Raw genomic sequence first — 20,737 nt, 5'->3', positions numbered from 1 at the left:
CCCGTGGTCCCGCCCGGCTCCGGCCACCTGATCTCGACCGATGTGACGGTCTCCGCCGCCGGAGGGGGCTCTGATCAGCGGGCTGTCGGCGTCAGGTCCCACAGGTGGATCCGATGACCGAACGGGACGGTGCCGTCTGACCTCCGCGTGACGGCGGCCGGCGTGCCCGCGACCTCGGTGACCGACTCGAGGTAGCCGGTGAGCGGCTCGCCGATCTGCTCTCTGCGCGCCAGGTCCCACACGAGGGTCGTGGCCCTACGCGGATCGTTGGGATCGGGGTCGCCCCCGGTCAGGGCGATTGCGCGGCCGCCCACGGTCGCGGTGACCACGCGCTCGATTTTGCCGGTGTGCCCGGTCAGCGGCGCCCCGATCGGCTCCTGGGCTGCGAGGTCCCAGATGCGTAGCCCGGGGCCGTCGCCAGCCAGCACCACGGCGCGGCCCTCCACCTCGGTGATCGCGATGCCCCCGACGGGAGACTCCAGTCCCGGCAAGTCCGCGCCGACCTGCTCGCCGCTCAGGACGTCCCAGGCTTGGAGGAACGGGTCAGCCCCGCCGGTCACGGCGACAGGGCGGCCGTCGACCACGGCGGCGGCCATCTCCCCGTTGTAGGCGCCCTGCCGCTCGATCACCTTCACACCGGTGGCCAGCTCCCAGGCCAGCAGCCGGCCCGTTTCGCAGCTGCTGACGGCCAGGAGGCCGCGCTCGGACCGGACGGTCGTGAGCGAACAGACCGCGAGCACGTGACCGATCATGACCGAGATCCGCCGCCCGGTATGCAGGTCCCAGGCCCGCACGATCCCGCCGCTGACGTCGTCGCCGTCCTCGATGCGGAAGTCGAACCGGCCACCGCCGGTGACGACCACGGGCCGCCCATCGACCTCCGCTACGGCCACGCGCTCGGCGATGAGGGAGGGCTCGGTGACGAGCCTTTCCCGCCCGTCCTCATCATCGTCCTCGCGCCACCACTCGTTCTCGATATACCAGTCGTCATCGGGCCCGGCCGCGTCGAGGTCCAGCGGACGGCTGACGCATCTGCCGCTGCGGAGATCACACGTCCACAGCACCCCTTCCTCATCTACGCTGACCGTGACGGGGGCACCGTCCAGATAGATCGCCGGCGTACCGGAGTAGGTGGCACGGCCATGCGAATGGCCCACATAACCGCGCATCAGGCGCTCATCAGACATGCGCCGAACTCTAACGATCTCCACCGTCACCGCGGTGAGCACCTCGGCGCGACGGGCGGGTTGAAGCGGGCACGCGACGGGATCGCTCCAGCACAGCGGCGCAGCACCGGCGATCTAGACGACCTCCATGACGGCCCTCCGCTCCCGAAGCTGACCTCAGCCCCAAAGTAGCTGTGTGAGTGATCACGATTGCGGTTCGTGGTCGTCACGGCGGGCCCCAGCCCCTCCCCTGACCCCGGGCCCCCGACGGCCGGGAGTGTTCCAATAAACGGCGGACCTGATGATCAAGGAGATGCGTCCAACCGCCGCGTCTGTTTCCCACCCGTCCGTCGCGCCCGAGGTATGCCGGTCAGAGATGTACTCCGAGGTCTGGCGGGCGTGCGCGAGCATGAAGTCCACTGCCTCCAGCAGCCGCCGGTCGCTACCTCGCCGGTGAGGTCAGCGATCAGCGCGGCGCCCCGCCGTGCACCCTGCTCGGTGGTCCAGCGGCCGAGCTACAGCGTTCTCAAGGTCGGTGTGGGTGATTCGGGATGTCGATGCCGGCCGCGTGCAGTCTCGCCTCGACCAGCGCGTTCAACCGAGCGATGGCTGGCGCTTGGTCTTCCCGATGGTGGTTGATCAGTCCGTACCGCGCGGTGGCGTCGGACTGGTTCCGCGACCCGGTCGGCGCCGTCAGCAGCGCGCGGTCGGCCAGCAGCTTGTCGGCCAGCGCGGACGCCAGCTCCTCGATGCGCGGGTCGTCGGGAGCCCAGGACATCGCATCGACGCCGCGTTTGGTCAGCTCGACGAGCTCGGGATCGTCGAGCGAATGCTCGAGCCGGGTCAGGAAGCTGTCGAAGATCTCCGGAACCAGTGCCCGGGCCAGCACCAGAGCCTCCCGTTGGGTGGCCACGTAGTCGGACCTGAAGCCAAGGTTGGCGAGTCGGTCCAAGACCGCGCAGGCACGGTCGGGCAGTAGGGCCCGGTCACCGTGGGCGAGCCGGTGCAGCGTGTCGCGGCGCGCGATCAGGTCCTCGATCCGTTCGGTGAGCCGACGACGGACGTCGTCCAGAGCGGCGGCGAACAGTTCGGGATCGGAGTCGAGTAGGTCACCGATCTCGGCCAGCGGCACGCCGGCCTCGGCCAGCGTCCGGACCTGAACCAGCCGCAGCAGGTCGGCCGACCCATAACGCCGGTAGCCCGAACCGTCACGTTTCGGTTCGGCGACCAGGCCGAGCCGGTGATAGTGCCGCACGGTCTTGATCGTGACGCCGACGAACGCCGCCGCCTGGCCGATGGTGAGCCCGTCTGCCATCGGCTCAGCGCACCTCCCGATCGCGGGAGGCTGCGCACACCGCATCGGTGACGGCCTTCGCATTCACCTTGGGGTACTGGTGGCGGGCGATCACAGGGCCAGGGTAGCGCGCATCTGTTCCAGTCCATCACCGCGCCGGACCGCGCGGACCACGGGCCCAACCTTTGGCCCAGGCCCGGGGACGCCTGAGGCTGGCGCAGGTCAGCCCATGATCGCGACAGGGGTTGACCTTGACCTTAGGTCAGGGTGCACGCTCATCGTATGGCCGCCTCGACGGGGCCGGTGGCCACCAGGGCCGCCGTGAGATCGAAACACTGTGGACAAGGAGATTCATGATGGGACAAAGCAACAGAGGCTTCTCCGAGGCGGGGCTGCGCAGACTGCGCGAGGTGCTGGCACGCCATGTCGAGTCCGGGAAGATTCCTGGGCTGGTCGCCCTGGTCAGCCGGGGAGGGCCGACGCACGTCGAAGCGATCGGGACGATGCGCACCGAGGGTGGCGCGCCGATGCGCCGGGACACGATCTTCCGGATGGCGTCGGTGTCCAAGCCGGTCACGACGGCGGCGGCGATGGTCCTGCTCGATGAGTGCAGGCTGCGGCTGGATGACCCGGTGGATCCGTGGCTGCCCGAACTCGCCGACCGGCGCGTGCTGACGCGGCCCGACGGCCCGCTGGAGGACACGGTTCCGGCGCGGCGGCCGATCACCGTGCGGGACCTGCTGACCTCCACGTTCGGGCTCGGTGTGGATTTCGAGTTGATGGATTCCCCGATCAGGGCTGCGACCTTCAAGGCCACCGACTACAGCGTGGCCTCCGGTCCGGCGCCCGACCGGGACGAGTGGATGCGCCGCCTCGGCGAGCTGCCGCTGGCGTACCAGCCCGGCCAGCGGTGGCTGTACGACCTCAGCTACGAGGTACTCGGCGTGCTGGTCGCCCGGGTCGCCGGCCAGTCGTTGGAGACGTTCCTGCGCGAACGCGTCCTCGACCCGCTGGGCATGACCGACACCGGGTTCCACGTGCCCGCCGGCAAGATCGACCGGCTGCCGCCCCTGTACGGGCCCGCCCCGCAGACCGGCGAGTTCACCCTGTGGGACGAGGCGGCGGGCGGCCGGGCCGTCCAGCCTCCGGCGTTCCAGGGCGCCAGCGCGCTGGTCTCCACCGCCGACGACTACCTCGCCTACTTCCAGATGCTGCTCAATGGCGGCATGCACGAAGGCCAACGGATCTTGTCCCGGGCCGCCGTCGAGCTGATGACCACCAACCGCCTCACCCCCGAGCAAGAGGCTGCTCGGGACGCCATGTACAAGAACATCGCCCATCTGACGGCCGGTCAGGGACTGCACGGCGGCTGGGGCTTCGGGATGGGGGTGCGCACCTACCGCGGCGACTACGCCCCCACCGGCCAGTTCGGCTGGGACGGCGGCACCGGCACCACCGCCTACGCCGACCCGACCAACCAACTCACCGGCATCCTGCTCACCCAGACCGGGATGTCCACCCTGGACTCGCCGCGACTCATCAACGACTTCTGGACCACCCTCTACCAAGCCATCGACAACTGACACCGAGCGCGGAGCGTCTGATGAACGTCGGCGGAGCACGTCCGAGGGAGCCGCCACATGACGACCGGCCTGCGTTGCTGAACGCGCTGTCCCACATCCGCGATGGCGACCTACTGACCGTCCAGGAGGTCGACCGCCTCGGCCGTAATCTTTTGGAAGGGCTGATCGCCCTCAACGACCTGTTCCAGCGTGGCGTCGGCGTCAAGGTGTTGGAGGGCATCGCAGCCGGCGAGCACACCGAACGCTCCCTCATCCTCGACCTGGCCCTCGCCCTGGCCGAAGACCGCCGCCGCGACATCACGCGCAAGACCAAGAACGGCCTGGAAGCAGCCCGCAAACGCGGCCGGGTCGGCGGCCGCCGTCCTGTGGTCGACGACGACAAACGCGCCGCGATTCTGGCCCGCCGCCAACGCGGCGAATCTATCCGCACCATCGCCGCAGGAGTCAAGGTCTCGGTCGGCGTCGTGCACAAGACCCTCGCCGAGGCTGATCACTCGCCAACTGCAGCGGAGTAGGCCAGGCCCGCCGCCATCTCGGCCACGCCTCCACTGAGACCGCTTAGATCGTTACTGCCCGCTGACGCCGCGTGCCGCGCCACCCGCTGACCAGGACTCTCGGCACCCAGCGCTTCGCCCTCACATCAAGATCATTCTCAGCGATAACTGCTGTTCCTGGGTTCCTCAACCCCGAACACCCTGGCCGCCGCGCTGAAGGAGTGGGGCATGCTGCGCCGTACGCTGCACGCGGCGAAGTATCTGTCGGACCCGGCCTATCGCAGGAGGATCGCCCGCCAGCTGAACAAGGGCGAGAGTCTGCACGCGCTGCGCCGGGACCTGCACTACGCCCAGCAGGGCGCGGTCACCAAGCCGGCCCTGGCCGATCAGACCGACCAGGCGTGGTGTCTGACCGTGTTGACCAACGCCGTCATCACCTGGACGACCGAGTATTATTCGCTGGCCGTGCGGCAGTTGCGGGCGGCCGGCCGGGACGTGCCGGACGAGTTGCTGGCCCACATCTCTCCGGCGCACAGCGAGAACGTCAACTTCTTCGGCGTCATCACCGTGGACGTGGAGGCGGAGCTGGCCAAGCTGGATGGCGGCGGCTGGCGGCCGCTGCGCCCGGCCGTCACGGACGCGACTCTGTGATCGGGAGGTGGATTGTCCCCCGCAGAGTCCTACCAGTTCGGCGGGCTGGGCGCAGCGGCAGCGCTAGAACGTCATGGGCTCGATCTGGTGGCAAGGACATGGTCGAGGACCTGGCTGGGGCGGGATTTGCGCACTAATCCGGGGTTGGCGTGGCCTGCGGGGCGGGCCGGTCGTGTACGTGCGCACCGCGAAGGCTGGCCGGGCCGAGCCACGTCGTGAGGGCGGTCCGGAGCGCGTCGAAGTCCGGCCGCTCGCCGGCGCGGGTGACCCAGGCGACATGTCCGTCGGGACGGATGAATACGGCGTCCGCGCCCAGATCGGAGCCCTCGGCAGGACGGGCGCGAACGAGATCGATTTGGTCCGCCCAGCCGGTCACGACGCTGTCGAGCGGTGGCAGACCGCCAAGATCCAGCAGAACCGCATGGGCGCGGTGCAGGAGTTCGTAGACGCGGCCGCGGTCGAGGTCGAGATCCGGGATCCGGCGGCCGAGAAGGTCGTCGGTCCCCTCCATCGGGTACTGGAGGTCGGTTGCCGTGATCATGCCGGCCAGGTGCAGCCGTACCTCGTCGATGCCGATGAGATCGTCCAGCATCCGGCGTAGAGCGGAGGTGTGGTCGTCCACCCGCCAGAGGGCGGTCTGGGCGCGGGTGTTGTGCAAGACGCGGGCGGCGACCGGATGGCGTTCGGCGTGGTAGGTGTCGAGCAGCAGGTCGGGGGCGTGGCCGCGGACGACGGCGGTGAGCTTCCAGCCGAGGTTGACCGCGTCCTGCACGCCGGTGTTCAGGCCCTGACCGCCCGCCGGGAAGTGGATGTGCGCGGCGTCGCCGGCCAGGAGAACCCGGCCCTCGCGGTAACGGTCGGCCTGGCGGGCCGCGTCGCCGTGCCGGGAGAGCCAGCGCGGTGAGTGCATCCCGTAGTCCGTCCCGGCGATCTTGAGCAAGGACTTGCGGAGGGTCTCCAGGGTCATCGGTTCGTCCCGGTCGGCGACGTGATCGAACTCGTTGGTCAGCACCCGGTACCAGTCCGGACCGTACGACAGCACCGAGAATCTGCCGTGCTCGCGCCGCTCCTGGAAGATGTCGGCCGCGGGCGGCTCGGCGAGCTCGACGTCGCCGAGCATCGCGGTCATCGTGGCCGGGGTGCCGGGGAAGGTGATGCCGGCGAGCCCGCGCACGGTGCTGCGGCCCCCGTCGCAGCCGACGAGGTAGTCCGCCCGGACACGCGACCCGTCCGCGAGCTCCACCGTGACACCCGTTTCGTCCTGGGTGAACCCCGTCACCTCGGCGTCGCGGCGCAGCCGTACCCCCAACTGCGCCGCGCGCTCCTCCAACAGCCGTTCCACCTCGGCCTGCAAGATGAGCAGAGCGTACGGATATCGCGTCGCCATATCGGATAGGTCGAGACCGAGTCCGGAGAAGTGCACGTCCTGCCGCGGCCGTCCGCGCTCGAGGAACCCGTCGAGCAGGCCCCGCTGATCGAGCACCTCCATCGTGCGGATGTGCAGGCCTCCGGCCCGCGATTCCACCGTTCGAGGCTCCGGGAGCCGCTCGAGGACGAGCACATCGATGCCGGCGAGCCCCAGCTCGCACGCGAGCATCAGCCCGGTCGGTCCCGCTCCGGCGATCACTACCTGTGTATCGGTCATGGTCAACTCCTTGGTGGTCCTTCAGTCGAATTGGTCAACACACGCAAAGAGGCGGAGACGCGTTCATCGACCGCCACAGGACGTGTCACCTGCGGCGGCGCCTCCGCGGCGGCAACTCCGCTTGCGCCAGACATGCGCGATCGCGACCTACTGCGCTGTGGCTTGCCGGCTCCTACCGGCTGATCTGACGCGGAACCGTCAGGGCGAGGAGTTTGTCCGGGTTGCGGATGACGTAGAAGTTGGTGATCTTCCCGTCGCCGACCTCGAACAGGCAGACGCCTACCAGGTGATCGCCGTCGTAGGCGGCCATCGCGGGCGCGTTGTTGCAGTTGACCATCTCGATCCGCGAGTCCGGCAACCGCCCCACGCGGAACAGTTCCATGACAAGCACGGCCACTTTCGCCGCGCCCACCACCGGCCGGCGCGCCGCGGTGACCTTGCCGCCGCTGTCGGCGGTCCACGTGGCGTCCGGCGCGAGCAGCGAGAGCAGCCCCTCCATGTCACCGGTCGCCGCCGCGGACATGAACTGCTCGGTGATCCGCGCGGTCATCCCAGCGTCGACGGGGTCGAAACGCCTGCGCCGCGCCTGTACGTGCCCGCGGGCGCGGTGCGCCATCTGGTGCACCGTCGCCACGGACTTGCCCACCGCTGCGGCGATCTCGTCGTAGTCGAACCCGAACACCTCGCGTAGCACGAACACCGCGCGTTCATTGGGGGTGAGCGTTTCGAGCAGTACAAGCATCGCCATCGACACCGACTCGGCGAGCACCACATCGGCCGACGCGTCGTTCTCCTCCAGCAGCAGCGGCTCGGGCAGCCAGGAGCCGATGTACTCCTCGCGACGGCGCGTGCTCGCCCGCAAGGCGTTGAGCGCCTGCCGGGTCACCAGCCGCGCCAGATACGACTTGGTGTCGCGCACCGCCGCGAGATCCACCTTGGCCCACCGCAGATAGCTGTCCTGCAGCACGTCGTCGGATTCGGTCGCCGAGCCGAGGATCTCGTACACGATCGTGAACAGCAGCGGCCGCAACACGGTGAACCGCTCGGCGTGCTCGTCGGAGCTCACGGGGAGGTGACCGCCCGCGCAGCGGAGGCCGACTGGTCGGGGCGCGGGCCACCCTTGGGCCAGCCCATGGAACCGGGCTTGCGTGCCTCGCCGCGGATCCTCTTCGACACCACGAACTTGCAGGTCACTTCCTTGATTATTGCGCCCATGCGGCCGGGTATGTAGACGTTCACTGCGGTGTCGTCCTTACCGGCGATCTGTCTGATGCCGGCGTGCCGGCCAAGGCTGACGCACGCGCCCGTGAAGGCCAGGTTGATCATCGCCGGTTCGGTCCCCGCGATGCGGCTCAGCACGGTGTCGGCGGCCTGCGCTCCGAGCGGCCCTGCGGCGTAGCCGCTCATCCGCAGCGGCTGGCCCGACGGTGCGGCGGCGTCGCCGGCCGCGAGGATGCGGTCGTCGTCGATGCTGGTCAGCGTCTCGTCGGTGAGCAGCCGGCCGAGCGCGTCGGTGCGCAGCCCGCTCGCAGCCGCCAGCTTCGGCAGGCCGAAACCGGCCGTCCAGATGGTCAGTGCGCTCGGACGTACCACACTGTCGGCAGAACCGTCGGCCAGGACGACCGCGTCCGGCCGAACCTCGGTCACCGCGCCGCCCTCGAGCACGGCGACATCATGGCGGGTCAGCCATTTGGCGACGTATCGGCGCCCCCCTGCGCTCAGGTAGGGCGCCAGGGCCCGGCCACACACCAGCGTGACCTTGCGCCCTTGCTCGGCCAGTTCGGCGGCCGTCTCGACGCCGGTCAATCCGCCGCCGACCACAGTGACCGGAGCGTCGAGGGGCAACTCCTCCAGCCTGGCGCGCAGCCGCTGCGCGGACTCCAATTCCGCGATGGGCCAAGCGAATTCGGGCGCGCCTGGCACCGAGGGGACCGCGCCGGTGCTGCCGACGGCGTAGATGATGTAGTCGTAGTCCAGCGCGCGGCCCGACGCCAGCCGCACGGTGCGGGCGGCGGTGTCAATGCGCGTTGCGCTGTCGACGACCAGTTGGATGCCCTCGCCGAGCAGCGTGCCGTAGTCGATCGTGGCGTCGCCGGTACGGGCCACGAACTGGTGCAGCCGGATGCGTTCGACGAACTCCGGGCGGGGATTGACCAGAGTGATGTCAACGTTGTCGCGCATCCGCAGACGGTTGGCCGCCAGCGTTCCGGCGTAGCCGCCACCGATGACCACGACCTTGTGGGATGTGTTGTGTTCGGTCATGCCCTCAAGACACCGGGGATCGCAGCTACATGACAGGACGCGACGTGACATGCGTCACTCCACTCAGGAGCGCGGAACACGTGCTCGCGGCAGAGCCTTCGGCCCATCCCAGCTGTGACACAGAACCTGCATTATCTGTCACACCGGCCTGCGGCGGATCGCGTCCACCCAGTTCGGCCTCCGCCGCCGCGCGGCCGACTCGGCTACATTATGTGTCACATCGCCTAAAGGGTGTTGCAGAAATCTATGTGCAGGCAGGTCAGGACGAGTTTCGGGCAATCGTGCTCATGCCGTGAGGGCGAGGTTGTGCATGTGTGCGACGGCCTGGACGGCGTGGTGGAGACCGGTTCCCTTCTGTCGACAGTCGCGCAGGATCTTGTAGTTCTTCATCCGGGCGAAGGTGTGCTCGATACGGGCGCGGATGCGCCGGTGTTCGGCGTTGTCTTCCTCCTGGGCCCGCAGCAGAGCTCTTCCTGCCCGTCTTCGGTGCGGGACAACGAAGCCGGTGTTGAGGTAGGCGCCGTCGGCCAGGGTCGTGACACCCTCGCAGAGGGCCGGCAGGCCGGAGTCTCGCCACGCGTGAGCGTCGGCCTTGTTGCCCGGCACCGGTCGGCTTGTCGCGACGACGAGCCGGGTGTCGCCATCGATGATGACCTGCACGTTCGCGGAGAAGCGGTAGTTCTTGCTGGAGGCGCCGACATCGCGGTCACGCACCGGGATCAGGGTGCCATCCACGATCCACAGCCGCTCCGTGGCCTCGGCCGGCCGCTGTGCGGGTTCCAGAGCCGGCAGCGGGCCGAGGCGCTGAATGATCCGGCACACGGTGGCCGGGCAGATCCCGAACAACGGCGCGAGTTGCCGCATCGTGAGGTTGGTGCGGTAGTAGACGGCGACCAGCAGCACCCGTTCCGGCAGAGCAAGACACCAAGGACGCCCTCTGCCGCGCCCCTTGCCAGGACCTTCACCGCCGCGCTCGCGCACCACCCGCAGCAGGCGCTGGAACCGGCTCATCCGCAGCCCAGTGAACGTCTCCACCCACAAAGGATCAGCCCGTAACACCCCACTCATACACAGAAGATGCCCGCTCAACTACTTTCTGCAACACCCTTTGGGCAGGAGGTCGCCCGTGTCCGTCGTGGCCTTCCCCAGCCCGTCCACCTCACCGGCCGATCCCGACGCCGGCCCGGCCACCGCCTCGGCCACCGGATCGCCGATCGCGGCCGCCGTCGAGCGCTTCCTGGAGTCCCTGCAGGCGGCCACCACCCGCGCCGGCTACGCCCAGACCCTCGCCCGGCTGACCACCGTGGCCGGGCCGCAGCACCCGATCGCCACGCTCACCCCCGAGCAGTACGCCGCGGTGATGCACCAGTGGAGCACCGCGGCCGCCGCCACCTGGAACCGCCACCTGTCCGCGCTGGTCTCCTTCACCACCTGGGCCCAGCGCCAGGACCTGCTGGCCACCAACCCCGCCCGGCGGCTGGAACGCCGCAAGGCCGCGCGCCGTGGCGACCGCGCCATCCCCGCCGCCCGCCTGGACAAGCTGTTCACCGACCCCAAGCACGCTCTGCGCGAACGCCTGCTGTGGCGGCTGCTGTACGACACGGCCGCCAGAGCCGAGGAGATCCTCACCCTCAACGTCGCCGACCTCGACCTGGAGTTCCGCCGCGCTCGGGTCGTCTCCAAGGGCGGCGCCATTGAATACGTGCACTGGGCCACCCCGACGGCCCGGCTGCTGCCCCGCCTGCTGGCCGGCCGCACCGCCGGGCCAGTGTTCCTGGCCGACCGGCGCGCTCCCGCCTCCGGCCGCCGCGCGCCGGCATCCGGCGACGTCTGTCCCATCACCGGGCGGGGCCGCCTGTCCTATCCGCGCGCCGAGTACCTGTTCAAGACCGCCTCGGCCGAGCTCGACCCGCACCGCCAAGGGTGGACCTTGCATCAGCTGCGTCATTCGGCGCTCCAGCACCTCGCCCAAGCCGGCCGCACCGCGCCCGAGCTCCAGGCCAAGAGCCGCCACCAGCACCTGGCCAGCCTCGGCCGCTACGTCCGCCTGGGCGAGGAGACCTCCGCCCGCATCACCGCCGAGGCCGACCCCGTCCAGCGCCGCCGCCCCCGCTGACCATTCCCACCGGCCGAGGGCCACCGCGTTCATTCAGGCAACCACACCCGCAGCGTCTGATCATCGTCGGCGTCGGGTTCAACCCGCAGCCCCGCCCCGGTCAGGGCTCGGCTGTAGGCGGCCACTTCCATGGCCGCAGTACAGCCCGGACCGGCGTAGGCCACCAGAAAGGGCGTGCTCGCCCGGCCGCCCTCGACCACGAACCCGGGCCGGGTGTCGCCGAGCCCACCAGCCCGGCGCCACGCAGGATGTCACAGACCCCCTCGGCGTCGCGATCCCGCTCGCTCCACAGCGGCCGCCGGCCCTGGCCGTACCCGAACTCCGGCCTCTCATCGCTCATGGCCCACACCGTAAGCGAACAGCGACCTCCCGTCCGCGGGGAACGGCATCAGTGCAGGTCAGCGAAATCCGACCAAAATTCCCCGGGACTACAGGGAGGCCTTCCTTGTCCATGGGCGTGTGCTTACTCATGTGCGAGCCGTACCCGGACGGAGACAGCCAGAGGAAACAGCGCACTCCAATTCTTCGACAAGGCCACACCGCGCAGTTCGGCCAGCGAGCCTTGGACCAATCGTTATCTTGGGTTCTCGGCCTCTTCTCACCGGTCAGAGCGAGATGATCTTTTCTTTCACGTGTGGCACGTTGGCTGATCTTCACACCATGTTGCCTCGAACGTGTGTCCCATTGCTATCTAGGTTCTTGAGCGAAGTAGCTGGTCAGCAGCTTGAAGGTCGTTAAGCCATGTAAGGCAAGTAGGCCGGCTGCGGCGGCTGTCGCGCCGGTGGATCGTCGAACGGTCCATCCAGTCTGGCTGATGCGCTTGACCGCTGGATGGACAGATCGTTTCTGGGTTGCTTGGGTGAAGGCGGAGCATCCTGCGAGAGCGAAACCCGGAGCCGCGCGCTGGCAGCGGCTCGGCACCCAGCCAAAGGAGACAGCATGTCCTCGGCCCTCAGCGGTGCGGAGTTTGAGAATCTGGTCCGCTCTATCCACGAACACGGCAAGCTCCACATCGCCGAAGTCGCTGCGGGGCGCACGCCGCCAGCGAAGCACGTCCTCCCCAGCCACATCTCGACAGCCAAGGTGCCCGATCTTCCCGCCGAGGTCCGGGAAGCCTTCGACGTCTTCGTGACCGGCACCCAGGAGCTAGTCGCCGAGAACATGGACCTCGCGGCTGCCGCGCAGCAGTTCCTCAACGGCGATAAGACCAGGAGTGACTTCCAAGATCTAATCCGCAAACAGGCGGATAAGTTCAAGCGCGGGTTCAATGACTTGTTCGATGTGCTAAGGGACAAGATTATCGAGAGCGGGGAAGCCCACCCCGACCAGGTAGACGAAATAATCGCGGCTTTCGACGGGGTCAGCGACTTCTTCACTGACAGGTTCGATGATGTGGCCGACTTCTACTCCAAGCTGGTCAAGAACGTCTCCGAACAGGCGAACCAGGTGAGCAGCTTCTTCCAAAATCTGCAAAACCAGATCCAGGACTGGCGGGCCAACAACCCCGGTTGATCAACACTGCTGGTGCGGCGCGCCCTTGGCCCCGTCAGCGCGTATGGCAGTGACACGCGCAGCAGGCGAGACTCCACGCAGATAGGCTGGCCGCGGCTTCCGCACCGGTGGATCGTCGAGAGGTCCATCAGCCGCGTGAAAGACCCTGCCGGACGTGCTGGGCGGGGTCTTGGTGTGCCGTGATGCTCTCTCAGGCCAGGAGACCCAGGGTTTCGGCCGCGTGGCCGGATCCACGCCGCGGAACCGGTCGAAGGCCGCAGCCACCACCCGGAACGTCTCCCGCAACAGCGCATCGACGTTCGCCGTGGCCCGGGTCGGCAGCGCGCCCAGCTGGACCGCCGCGATCGCCGCGATGCGGTGGCCGGCCAGCGGCGTCGCGCTCCTGCACAGCGAGCTCGGCCGCCGCGAGAGCGCCCACGCGTTCCTCGCCGCGGCCGCCAGGTCCCAGGCGGGGCGACACGGGCTGATCGACGGGCTGCCAGCGCTGCTGTTCGCGATCAGGGCGGCGGTCACCCGGCCGGGCGACTACGCCGGGCTGCTGGCCCGTGCGGAGCCGGCCGTGCGGGAGCTGATCAAGCGGCGCGCCGAGGAGGAGACGAGCCGGGGCGAGGTGAGCTTCAGCGCGTACGACGTCATCGAAGGGCTCACCGGCCTGGGCCGCCTGGCGCTGTCGTACGGCGACACGGAGCCGCTGGCGTACCTCATCGCGCTGACCGAGCCGCGCTCGGAGCACGTCCCCGGCTGGCTGGTGCCGCACGCCTCCGTCAGGGGGGCGCCCGCCGGCGAGGGCCACTTCAACCTCGGGCTCGTCCACGGGATCCCCGGCCCGCTGGCCCTGCTCGCCATCGCCCACCGCGACGGCTTCCGGCTGCCGTGCCACGAGGAGGCGATGGAACGCATCGCGACCTGGCTGCTCGAATGGGAACACGACGGCTCCTGGCCGCCCACCGTCCCCCTGCGGCACCAGCTCGAACGGGCCGTCCCCGCCGGGCCGCCCATCCGGCCCGCGTGGTGCTACGGCGCCGCGGGCGTCGCCCGGGCCCTCTTCCTGGCGGGACAGGCGCTCGACCGGCCGGAGTGGCGGGAGGCCGCCCTGCGCGGGCTCCGTACGGCGCTCGCCCGCCCCTGGGACGACTGGGGCATGGTCGACGCGGGCCTGTGCCACGGCTGGGCCGGGATGCTCCACGTCAGCTGCCGCGTGGCGCGGGAGACCGGCGACGAGGCGCTGCTCGAAGCGGCCGACGGGCTGGCCGCGCGGGTCGCCGGCGAGTTCCGCCCCGAGGCCCCGTTCGGCTTCCGGTACTCCGCGACGGGAGGCACCGAGGTGGCTCCGGACCGCGTGGGACTGCTCGAAGGAGCGGCCGGGATCGCGCTCGCGCTGCACCATTACGCGACCGGCCGGCCACCCGCGACGGGCTGGGACGCCGCCCTGCTGCTCGACTGACATTTGAGGAGATGGACCATGCTGAGCCTCGCGGACCTCGTGGGCGACGAATTCCCGGCCCGGCGGGCGGTCTTCCGTTCGGGCGCGGTGCCGGATCCCGGCGAGATCGCCTCCGTGGCGGACATCGACCGCGTCCTGACCGGCAGCGGCCTGCGGGCGCCCGGGATCCGCGTGGTCAAGGACGGGTCCGTCCTCCCGTCGGCCCACTACACCTCGCCGTCCACCTTCGGCTACGCCGGTCTCGACGACGTGGTCGATCCCGGCAAGGTGGTCGGGCTCTACCGCGAGGGCGCGACCCTGGTCCTGGGCACCGTGAACCTCCTGCTCCCGCGCCTGCACGAGCTCTGCAAGACCGTCGAGCGGGACGTCGGACACCCCGTGGACGCCAACGTCTACGTCGCGCCGCCGGGCGCGCGGGCGTTCGACGTCCACTGCGACGCCCAGGACATCATCGTGATCCAGGCGCACGGGGCCAAGCAGTGGACGTTGTTCGACGACATCGTGCCGAACCCCGGCGGCGGGAAGCTCGTCGCCCCCGAGGGGGACGGCTCCACGTACGAGTTGTGCGCGGGCGACGTGCTCCACGTCCCCCGCGGGATGCCGCACCTGGTGCGGACGGCCGCCTCCGCCTCCGTCCACGTCACGATCAGCGTCAACACCCTGACCTGGGCGGACCTGCTGAAGGGGTTCGTCACCGACCTCCTGCGCTCCGACGAGTACGCCGCGGCGCTGCCCATGGGCGTCGGCCTCGCCGAGCGCGTCCAGCCCATGGTCGGGCAGTACGCCGACCGCCTCGCGGCGGCGCTGACCGAGGCCGCCACCGCGCCCGCCGTCCACGAGATGATCTACGGCAGGACCGCCTTCGGGGAGGCGCACCAGGGCGGGCTCTTCAGCCAGGCGCTGCTCGGTGCCCCGATCGGGCCCTCCGACCGGATCTCGCTGCGTCCCGGCACGTGGCCGCTGGTCGGCGAGGCGCGGATCAAGGCCGGCCACCGGACCTTCCGCGTGCCGGACGCGGTCGCAGCGGCCTGCGAACTCCTCATGAGCGGCCCGGTGAAGGTCGGCGAGCTCTCCGGGGACCCCGGCGAGGCCGTCAAGATCGCTCAGGCTCTGGTCGAGCTCGGCCTGTGCGCGCCGCCCGCCCCCTGAGCGCTCTCGCGGCGCTGGACAGCGGGCGGCGTGGGTGTCAGCTTGGGTGCAAGCGATGAGGAGTGCCGCGATGGCCGAGTCTCATGCACCACCGGCGCGGTCCTACCCGCTGGGCCCGCCGGACCGGCTGGAGCTCGACGCCGGGTACGCCTGGCTGCGCGAGCACGAGCCGCTGGCCAGGATCGCCATGCCGTACGGCGAACCCGCCTGGCTGGTGACCCGTTACGAGGACGTCCGCACGGTCCTCGGCGACTCCCGCTTCGGCCGCGCGGCCGCGGCCACGCGGGACCCGCCGCGCATGTACCCCGAGCCGGTGCCCGGCGGGATCACCGACCTCGACCCGCCCGAGCACACCAGGATGCGGCGGCTGATCGGCATGGCCTTCACCGCCCGCCGGGTGGAGCTGCTGCGCCCGCGGGCCGAGGGGATCGCCGACGAGCTCCTGGACCGGATGGTGTGCGAGGGGCCGCCCGCCGACCTCGTCGAGGCGTACGCCGTGCCGCTGCCCGCCGTCATCATCTGCGAGCTGCTCGGCGTCCCGTACGAGGACCGCCCGACGTTCCAGACCTGGGCCGACGCGTACATGACGACGACGGCGATCCCCCTGGAGGAGAAGACGGCGCGGCTGGGCGAGCTCGGCGCCTACTTCGCCGGGCTGGTGGCGCGGCGGCGCGAGGACCCGGCGGACGACCTGATCAGCGCGCTGACGCAGGCGCGCGACGAGCGGGACGGCCTGTCGGAGGAGGAGCTGATCGGGTTCCTGATGACGCTGCTCGCGGCCGGGTACGAGACGACCGCCGGCCAGATCGCCAACTTCGCCTACGCGTTGGTGTCCGACCCCGCCCAGCTTCTGCTGGTCAGGGGCGGGAAGGCGGACGTGGCGGGGGCGGTGGAGGAGCTGCTGCGGCACGTCCCGGTGATGGCGACCGGATCGACGTTCATCCCTCGGTACGCGACGGAGGATGTCGAGCTGAGCGGCGGGACCGTGCGGGCCGGGGAGCCGGTGTTCGCCGCGTTCTACGCCGCCAACCGGGACCCGCGCGTGTACGCCGACCCGGAGCGGCTCGACCTGACCCGCCCGCCCCGGCCCCACCTCGCCTTCGGTCACGGAGCGCACTTCTGCGCCGGTGCCGCGCTGGCACGGATGGAGCTCCAGGTGGCGCTCCATGCCCTGCTACGGCGTCTCCCCGGGTTGCGGGCGGCGGTCGCGGACGAGGAACTGGTCTGGAAGAGCGGGATGGTCGTACGGGGACCGGTGGCGCTGCCGGTGACCTGGGAGCTCTCCATGTGAGCTGTCGCCGCAGGACGCATCGGTGCCGGGAATAATCCGTGGAGCCGTCCGGAGCCGGGTGGTTATCGTCGGGCGGTGACCTATCTGAGCCAGTTGGGCTACCTGCTGGGCCTGGAGGGCGTGGCCCTGTTGCGGGCCTTCCGGGAGGGCCGCTCGGACCGCGCGTTCGTGCGGGCCCGGATCACCGAGGTCCGCGCGCTGCTCGACGCGCCCGCCCTGGCCGACGCGGACGGGGTGACGGCCGAGGTCGGCGCGATCGGGTCGCGGGAGGTGTACCGGACGTGGGCGCCGCACTATGACGCGGGCGGCAACCAGATGATCGACTCCGAGCAGCCCGTGGTCCGCCGCATCCTCGACGGCCTCCCGGTCGGCATCGCGCTGGACGCCGCCTGCGGCACCGGCAGGCACGCCGCGTACCTGGCCGAGCTCGGCCACCGCGTCATCGGCGTCGACACCTCACCCGAGATGCTCGCCCAGGCCCGGCGGCGTCCGGACACGGGCGTTTCGGCTGAGCGGTCGGGTCAAATCGTGCCCGCCGTGGGGCTGGCCATGGGTGATCTGCATCGGCTGCCGTTGCCCGACGACGCGGTCGACACCGTCGTGTGCGCCCTCGCGCTGGTGCACGTGCCGGATCTTGCGCCGGTGCTGGCGGAGTTCGCGCGGGTGCTGCGTCCCGGCGGCCACCTGATCATCACCGACCCGCACCCGATGGCGACCTACCTGGCCCCGGCCGCGCCCAGCCCGGGTCCGGACGGCCGTCCCGCGCTGCCGGCCGACCGGCCCCGCTCGCTCAGCGACTACCTCGCCGCCGCACTCCCGCTCGGCTTCCAGGTGCGCCACTGCGAGGAGCCGCGCCGCCCGCCCCTGCCGCTGGTCCCCGGCACCCGCCCGCCGGACCCGCTCCCGCCGCAGGGCTCCTACGAGATCATGTACTGGTGCCCGGAGGCCGCGGACGCGGCCATGAGCGGCATGCCGGTCGCGGTCGTCTATCACTTCCAGCTCGGCCCTTGTCCTTGACCCGGTGACGCCTTTCCTGGGCTAGGTTGAGGCTCGAGGAGAAGGAGGCGACATGCGCACGACGCTGCCTGCGGCGTTGCTTCTTCTCCTGTCGTGGTTCCTGCCGGCCTCCGCCCACGCCCAGGTCGCCTCGCACGTCGTGGCGGTGCACGCCAGGGTCCAGGAACAGCCGGGGCTCCAGCGGGAGCCGTACCGGGAGGCCGTGGGCCAGGCCCGGCCCGGCCTGCTCGGCACCGCCCCGCCCGCGGGGCCGGCCGTGCTGCCGTCGGTCCTGCCGCAGCCGCGGCGGGGCTGGGCGGCCGTGGTCGCGAGCCCGGCCGCCGACGTTCCCGCCGACCGCCGGCCGGCGGCGGCCCCCGCGCGGGGGCCTCCCTCCACAGGGTGCTGAAGATCCCCCTTTCGCACATCTGAGCCTGTGGAGGCTTTCATGTTCCGTGCGCCTGTTTGGCGTGCGGTGACGGCCCTTGCCGTCATCGCGATCTCCCTGATCCTGGCCCTGGTCAGCGCCCCGCGCCTGGGCCTGGATCTACGCGGTGGCACCCAGCTCGTCTTCGAGACGAGGGACTCGCCCACCGTCAAGGCCGACTCGGCCGCCACCGACCGCGCCCTCGACGTGCTCCGCCAGCGGGCGGACGCGCTCGGCGTGGTCGATCCCACCCTGGTCCGCTCCGGCGAGCGGCGGATCATCGTCGAGCTGCCCGGCGTGCTCGACCCGCGGCAGGCGGCCGAGGTCATCGGCCGTACCGCGCAGCTCGCCTTCCACCCCGTCCTCGGCAACGAGGGTGACGTACGTGACGAGAACGGCGGGAAGTTGCGGCTCGGGCCCGCCGCCATCACCGGCGACGGCATCGCCGACGCCGTCCAGCAGAGCGACCCCCAGCGCGGCCCCGGCTGGTGGGTGAGCATCGACTTCCGCGACGCCGGCGCCTGGCAGCGGATGAGCGGCGCGGCGGCGTGCGAGCCGGTGGGCGACCCCAAGCGCCGGGTCGCGATCGTGCTCGACGACGAGGTCATCTCCTCGCCGCCGCTCGACCCGTCGATCCCGTGCCGTACCGGCATTTCCGGCGGGAGCGCGGACATCACGGGCTCGTTCACCCACGACGAGGCCCGCGATCTGGCCGTGCTGATCAAGGGCGGCGCGCTGCCCGTGCCGCTCACCATCGTCGAGCAGCGTACGGTCGGCCCGACGCTCGGCGCGGCGGCCATCGACGCGAGCGCCAAGGCGGCGGTCGCCGGGCTGGTCCTGACGGCCGCCTTCATCGTCGCGGTCTACCGGATGTCCGGGCTGCTCTCGACGCTCGCGCTCGCCTGCTACGGCCTGATCTCGTACGCGGCGCTGGTGGCGATGGGGGCGACGTTCACGCTGCCCGGGCTGGCCGGGTTCGTGCTGGCGATCGGCATGGCCATCGACGCCAACGTGCTGGTCTTCGAGCGCGCCAGGGAGGAGTACGACCAGGGGCGCGGCCGCCGCGGGCTGAAGGCGGCCCTGGACCGGGGGTTCAGGAACGCCTGGAGCGCCATCGCCGACTCCAACGTCACCACCCTCATCGCCGCGGGCCTGCTGTTCTGGCTGGCCTCGGGGCCGGTCAAGGGCTTCGGCGTGACGCTGGCCGTCGGCGTGCTGGCCTCGCTGGTCTCGGCCATGCTGATCACCCGCGTGCTCGCCCACGCCGTCATCGGCCGGGTTGGGCCGCGCCTGTCGGGCCTGGGCTCGCCTGGAGCCGTACGGACCTGGCTGACGCGCAGGAACCCCCAGCTCATGAAGGCCAGGAGGCTGTGGCTGGCGATCGCGGGCACGCTGGTGGCGGCGGCCGTCGCCGGGCTGCTCGCCCGCGGGCTGAACTTCGGCGTGGAGTTCACCGGCGGGCGGCTCGTCGAGTTCGCCACCGCGAAGCCCCTGTCGGCCGACGTCGCGGGGCAGGCCGTCTCGCGTGCCGGGTTCCCCACGGCGGTCGTGCAGGCCGGCGGCGACGGCGTCACCGTACGCGCCGGGCGGCTCGGCCTGGACGACGTGGCCAGGATCGAGCAGGAGCTGGAGCGGCAGGCGGGGGAGGTGACCAAGCGGAGCGAGGAGTTCGTCGGCCCGAGCCTGGGCGAGGAACTGCGCCGCAACGCTCTCGTCGCGCTCGGCGTGGCCGTGTCCATGCAGCTGGCCTACCTGGCGATCCGGTTCAGGTGGACGTTCGGCGCGGCGGCGGTGCTGGCGCTGCTGGTGGACGTGACCGTGGTGGCGGGCATGTTCGCGTGGCTCGGCAAGCCGATCGACGGGATCTTCCTGGCCGCGATGCTGACCATCGTCGGCTACTCGGTCAACGACAAGGTCGTGGTCTTCGACCGGGTACGCGAGCTGTGGTCGCCCCGCCGCCCGTTCGTCACGGCGGTGAACTCGGCCATCCTGCAGACCATGCCGCGCACGGTCAACACCGGCCTCGGCGCGCTGTTCATCCTGCTCGCGCTCATGGCCTTCGGCGGGGACTCCCTGCGGGACTTCGCGCTGGCGCTGGTGACCGGGATCGTGGCGGGCACGCTGTCGTCCGCCTTCGTGGCCGGGCCGCTGGCCGTCTGGCTGGCCCGGTTCGACCGCAAGCCGCCTCCGGGGCCGCCCGTCAAGCGTCGGCGGGTCTCGGGGGCCGTGGTTTAAGTCCTTATCTGGGGACTTGAAAGTCCTCGTATGGGGATATAGCGTGATCCGCATGTATGCGATAGTCAGGCACTACAGCGCGGACGCGAGCGCGATCACCGAGATGGTGAAGCATGTGGACCGGGAGTTCGCCGACCGCGTCCCCGAGCAGGTGGGGTCGGTCCTCTACACCGCCGTCGACACCGGCGGGGGGACCGTGATGACGATCACGATGTTCGGGGACGCGGAGGCGGCCTCCCGTGCCGAGAGCGCGGTGACCGGGGTTCAGGAGAGCCTCGGGGCCCGGTTCGGGGTGCGGGAGACCGCCGTCGAGCGTGGGGAGGTGATGGTCAGCCGCGCCACGCCGTCCGTCGTCGGACGGGTCAGGTTCGAGCCGTAGGCGCCGCTGCGACGACGGGGTCAGCGGGTTGTTCGGCTCCGTCACGACCACGCCGCCCATTCACGCTGCTTATTGCCGCATTCAGCAGGAGCC

General features: G+C 70.6%; 18 protein-coding genes. 12 read left to right on the top strand and 6 right to left on the bottom strand.

Translation table 11 applies throughout. The features are described from left to right. Positions 1 to 74: 74 nt before the first annotated feature. Together ACIHFD_RS64565 and ACIHFD_RS64560 are read right to left on the bottom strand one after the other, a co-directional pair. A complete protein-coding gene (locus ACIHFD_RS64565; protein WP_397375393.1) occupies positions 75 to 1,187 on the bottom strand; it encodes a WD40 repeat domain-containing protein in 1,113 nt (370 codons plus the stop codon). A gap of 505 nt (positions 1,188 to 1,692) precedes the next feature. Continuing rightward, positions 1,693 to 2,481 (bottom strand): MerR family transcriptional regulator, encoded by a 789-nt coding sequence (locus ACIHFD_RS64560; protein WP_397375392.1) that lies wholly within the window; start codon positions 2,479 to 2,481, stop codon positions 1,693 to 1,695. Positions 2,482 to 2,816: 335 nt separating this feature from the next. Here ACIHFD_RS64560 and ACIHFD_RS64555 point away from each other — a divergent pair, with 335 nt between their 5' ends. The 3 genes from ACIHFD_RS64555 (at position 2,817) to ACIHFD_RS64545 (ending at position 5,188) form a co-directional block, all read left to right on the top strand. Next, on the top strand, positions 2,817 to 4,043 hold the full coding sequence (locus ACIHFD_RS64555) for a serine hydrolase domain-containing protein (protein ID WP_397375396.1): 1,227 nt from the start codon (positions 2,817 to 2,819) through the stop codon (positions 4,041 to 4,043). A gap of 20 nt (positions 4,044 to 4,063) precedes the next feature. Continuing rightward, positions 4,064 to 4,558, top strand: a complete 495-nt coding sequence (locus ACIHFD_RS64550; RefSeq protein ID WP_397375391.1) for a recombinase family protein — start codon at positions 4,064 to 4,066, stop codon at positions 4,556 to 4,558. 147 nt (positions 4,559 to 4,705) lie between these two features. Then, a complete protein-coding gene (locus ACIHFD_RS64545) occupies positions 4,706 to 5,188 on the top strand; it encodes a Tn3 family transposase (protein WP_397375395.1) in 483 nt (160 codons plus the stop codon). 133 nt (positions 5,189 to 5,321) lie between these two features. On the opposite strand, the gene ACIHFD_RS64540 is transcribed toward ACIHFD_RS64545, so the two are convergent. The 4 genes from ACIHFD_RS64540 to ACIHFD_RS64525 form a co-directional block, all read right to left on the bottom strand. Then, entirely contained in the window at positions 5,322 to 6,833 is a 1,512-nt protein-coding gene (locus ACIHFD_RS64540; protein ID WP_397375390.1) for an FAD-dependent monooxygenase, read from the bottom strand. Positions 6,834 to 7,005: 172 nt separating this feature from the next. Further along, positions 7,006 to 7,899: an RNA polymerase sigma factor SigJ gene (gene sigJ / locus ACIHFD_RS64535; protein ID WP_397375389.1), complete on the bottom strand. Its 894-nt coding sequence runs from the start codon at positions 7,897 to 7,899 to the stop codon at positions 7,006 to 7,008. Beyond that, positions 7,896 to 9,095: an NAD(P)/FAD-dependent oxidoreductase gene (locus ACIHFD_RS64530; RefSeq protein ID WP_397375388.1), complete on the bottom strand. Its 1,200-nt coding sequence runs from the start codon at positions 9,093 to 9,095 to the stop codon at positions 7,896 to 7,898. The genes sigJ and ACIHFD_RS64530 overlap by 4 nt, the downstream gene beginning before the upstream one ends. Positions 9,096 to 9,380: 285 nt before the next feature. Continuing rightward, on the bottom strand, positions 9,381 to 10,163 hold the full coding sequence (locus tag ACIHFD_RS64525) for a transposase (protein ID WP_397375394.1): 783 nt from the start codon (positions 10,161 to 10,163) through the stop codon (positions 9,381 to 9,383). Between the two features lie 58 nt (positions 10,164 to 10,221). Between ACIHFD_RS64525 and ACIHFD_RS64520 the strand changes: the two genes are divergently transcribed. The 9 genes from ACIHFD_RS64520 (at position 10,222) to ACIHFD_RS64480 (ending at position 20,644) form a co-directional block, all read left to right on the top strand. Next, the gene (locus ACIHFD_RS64520) at positions 10,222 to 11,211 is read left to right on the top strand and encodes a tyrosine-type recombinase/integrase (protein WP_397375387.1); all 990 of its coding nucleotides are present in this window, start codon (positions 10,222 to 10,224) and stop codon (positions 11,209 to 11,211) included. Between the two features lie 939 nt (positions 11,212 to 12,150). After that, positions 12,151 to 12,723, top strand: coding sequence for a hypothetical protein (locus tag ACIHFD_RS64515; RefSeq protein WP_397375386.1), 573 nt, complete (start codon positions 12,151 to 12,153; stop codon positions 12,721 to 12,723). Between the two features lie 220 nt (positions 12,724 to 12,943). Continuing rightward, positions 12,944 to 14,167, top strand: coding sequence for a lanthionine synthetase C family protein (locus tag ACIHFD_RS64510; RefSeq protein ID WP_397375385.1), 1,224 nt, complete (start codon positions 12,944 to 12,946; stop codon positions 14,165 to 14,167). Positions 14,168 to 14,185: 18 nt separating this feature from the next. Next, positions 14,186 to 15,316 (top strand): JmjC domain-containing protein, encoded by a 1,131-nt coding sequence (locus ACIHFD_RS64505; protein ID WP_397375384.1) that lies wholly within the window; start codon positions 14,186 to 14,188, stop codon positions 15,314 to 15,316. Between the two features lie 70 nt (positions 15,317 to 15,386). Continuing rightward, entirely contained in the window at positions 15,387 to 16,607 is a 1,221-nt protein-coding gene (locus ACIHFD_RS64500) for a cytochrome P450 (RefSeq protein WP_397375383.1), read from the top strand. A gap of 75 nt (positions 16,608 to 16,682) precedes the next feature. Next, positions 16,683 to 17,624 carry a class I SAM-dependent methyltransferase gene (locus tag ACIHFD_RS64495; protein WP_397375382.1) on the top strand — a complete coding sequence of 314 codons (942 nt, stop codon included), beginning with the start codon at positions 16,683 to 16,685 and terminating at the stop codon, positions 17,622 to 17,624. Between the two features lie 52 nt (positions 17,625 to 17,676). Then, complete coding sequence (locus ACIHFD_RS64490; protein ID WP_397375381.1) at positions 17,677 to 18,012, top strand: hypothetical protein; 336 nt, start codon at positions 17,677 to 17,679, stop codon at positions 18,010 to 18,012. Between the two features lie 39 nt (positions 18,013 to 18,051). Continuing rightward, positions 18,052 to 20,265: a protein translocase subunit SecD gene (gene secD, locus ACIHFD_RS64485; RefSeq protein ID WP_397375380.1), complete on the top strand. Its 2,214-nt coding sequence runs from the start codon at positions 18,052 to 18,054 to the stop codon at positions 20,263 to 20,265. A gap of 52 nt (positions 20,266 to 20,317) precedes the next feature. After that, positions 20,318 to 20,644, top strand: coding sequence for a hypothetical protein (locus ACIHFD_RS64480; protein ID WP_357735456.1), 327 nt, complete (start codon positions 20,318 to 20,320; stop codon positions 20,642 to 20,644). The last annotated feature ends 93 nt before the right edge of the window (positions 20,645 to 20,737 follow it).

It is taken from the genome of Nonomuraea sp. NPDC051941 (assembly GCF_044593615.1).
Note: the sequence above shows the minus strand (reverse complement) of the source record. Positions and strands in the feature narration are given on the sequence as shown.

What these genes read in the sequence shown, in the direction of transcription:
- ACIHFD_RS64560 (WP_397375392.1), bottom strand. Translation starts at nt 2,481, where the DNA reads ATGGCAGACGGGCTCACCATCGGCCAGGCGGCGGCGTTCGTCGGCGTC.
- ACIHFD_RS64550 (WP_397375391.1), top strand. Translation starts at nt 4,064, where the DNA reads ATGAACGTCGGCGGAGCACGTCCGAGGGAGCCGCCACATGACGACCGG.
- ACIHFD_RS64500 (WP_397375383.1), top strand. Translation starts at nt 15,387, where the DNA reads ATGGCCGAGTCTCATGCACCACCGGCGCGGTCCTACCCGCTGGGCCCG.
- ACIHFD_RS64565 (WP_397375393.1), bottom strand. Translation starts at nt 1,187, where the DNA reads ATGTCTGATGAGCGCCTGATGCGCGGTTATGTGGGCCATTCGCATGGC.
- ACIHFD_RS64525 (WP_397375394.1), bottom strand. Translation starts at nt 10,163, where the DNA reads ATGAGTGGGGTGTTACGGGCTGATCCTTTGTGGGTGGAGACGTTCACT.
- ACIHFD_RS64540 (WP_397375390.1), bottom strand. Translation starts at nt 6,833, where the DNA reads ATGACCGATACACAGGTAGTGATCGCCGGAGCGGGACCGACCGGGCTG.
- ACIHFD_RS64490 (WP_397375381.1), top strand. Translation starts at nt 17,677, where the DNA reads ATGCGCACGACGCTGCCTGCGGCGTTGCTTCTTCTCCTGTCGTGGTTC.
- ACIHFD_RS64505 (WP_397375384.1), top strand. Translation starts at nt 14,186, where the DNA reads ATGCTGAGCCTCGCGGACCTCGTGGGCGACGAATTCCCGGCCCGGCGG.
- secD (WP_397375380.1), top strand. Translation starts at nt 18,052, where the DNA reads ATGTTCCGTGCGCCTGTTTGGCGTGCGGTGACGGCCCTTGCCGTCATC.
- ACIHFD_RS64480 (WP_357735456.1), top strand. Translation starts at nt 20,318, where the DNA reads ATGTATGCGATAGTCAGGCACTACAGCGCGGACGCGAGCGCGATCACC.
- ACIHFD_RS64515 (WP_397375386.1), top strand. Translation starts at nt 12,151, where the DNA reads ATGTCCTCGGCCCTCAGCGGTGCGGAGTTTGAGAATCTGGTCCGCTCT.
- ACIHFD_RS64530 (WP_397375388.1), bottom strand. Translation starts at nt 9,095, where the DNA reads ATGACCGAACACAACACATCCCACAAGGTCGTGGTCATCGGTGGCGGC.
- ACIHFD_RS64555 (WP_397375396.1), top strand. Translation starts at nt 2,817, where the DNA reads ATGGGACAAAGCAACAGAGGCTTCTCCGAGGCGGGGCTGCGCAGACTG.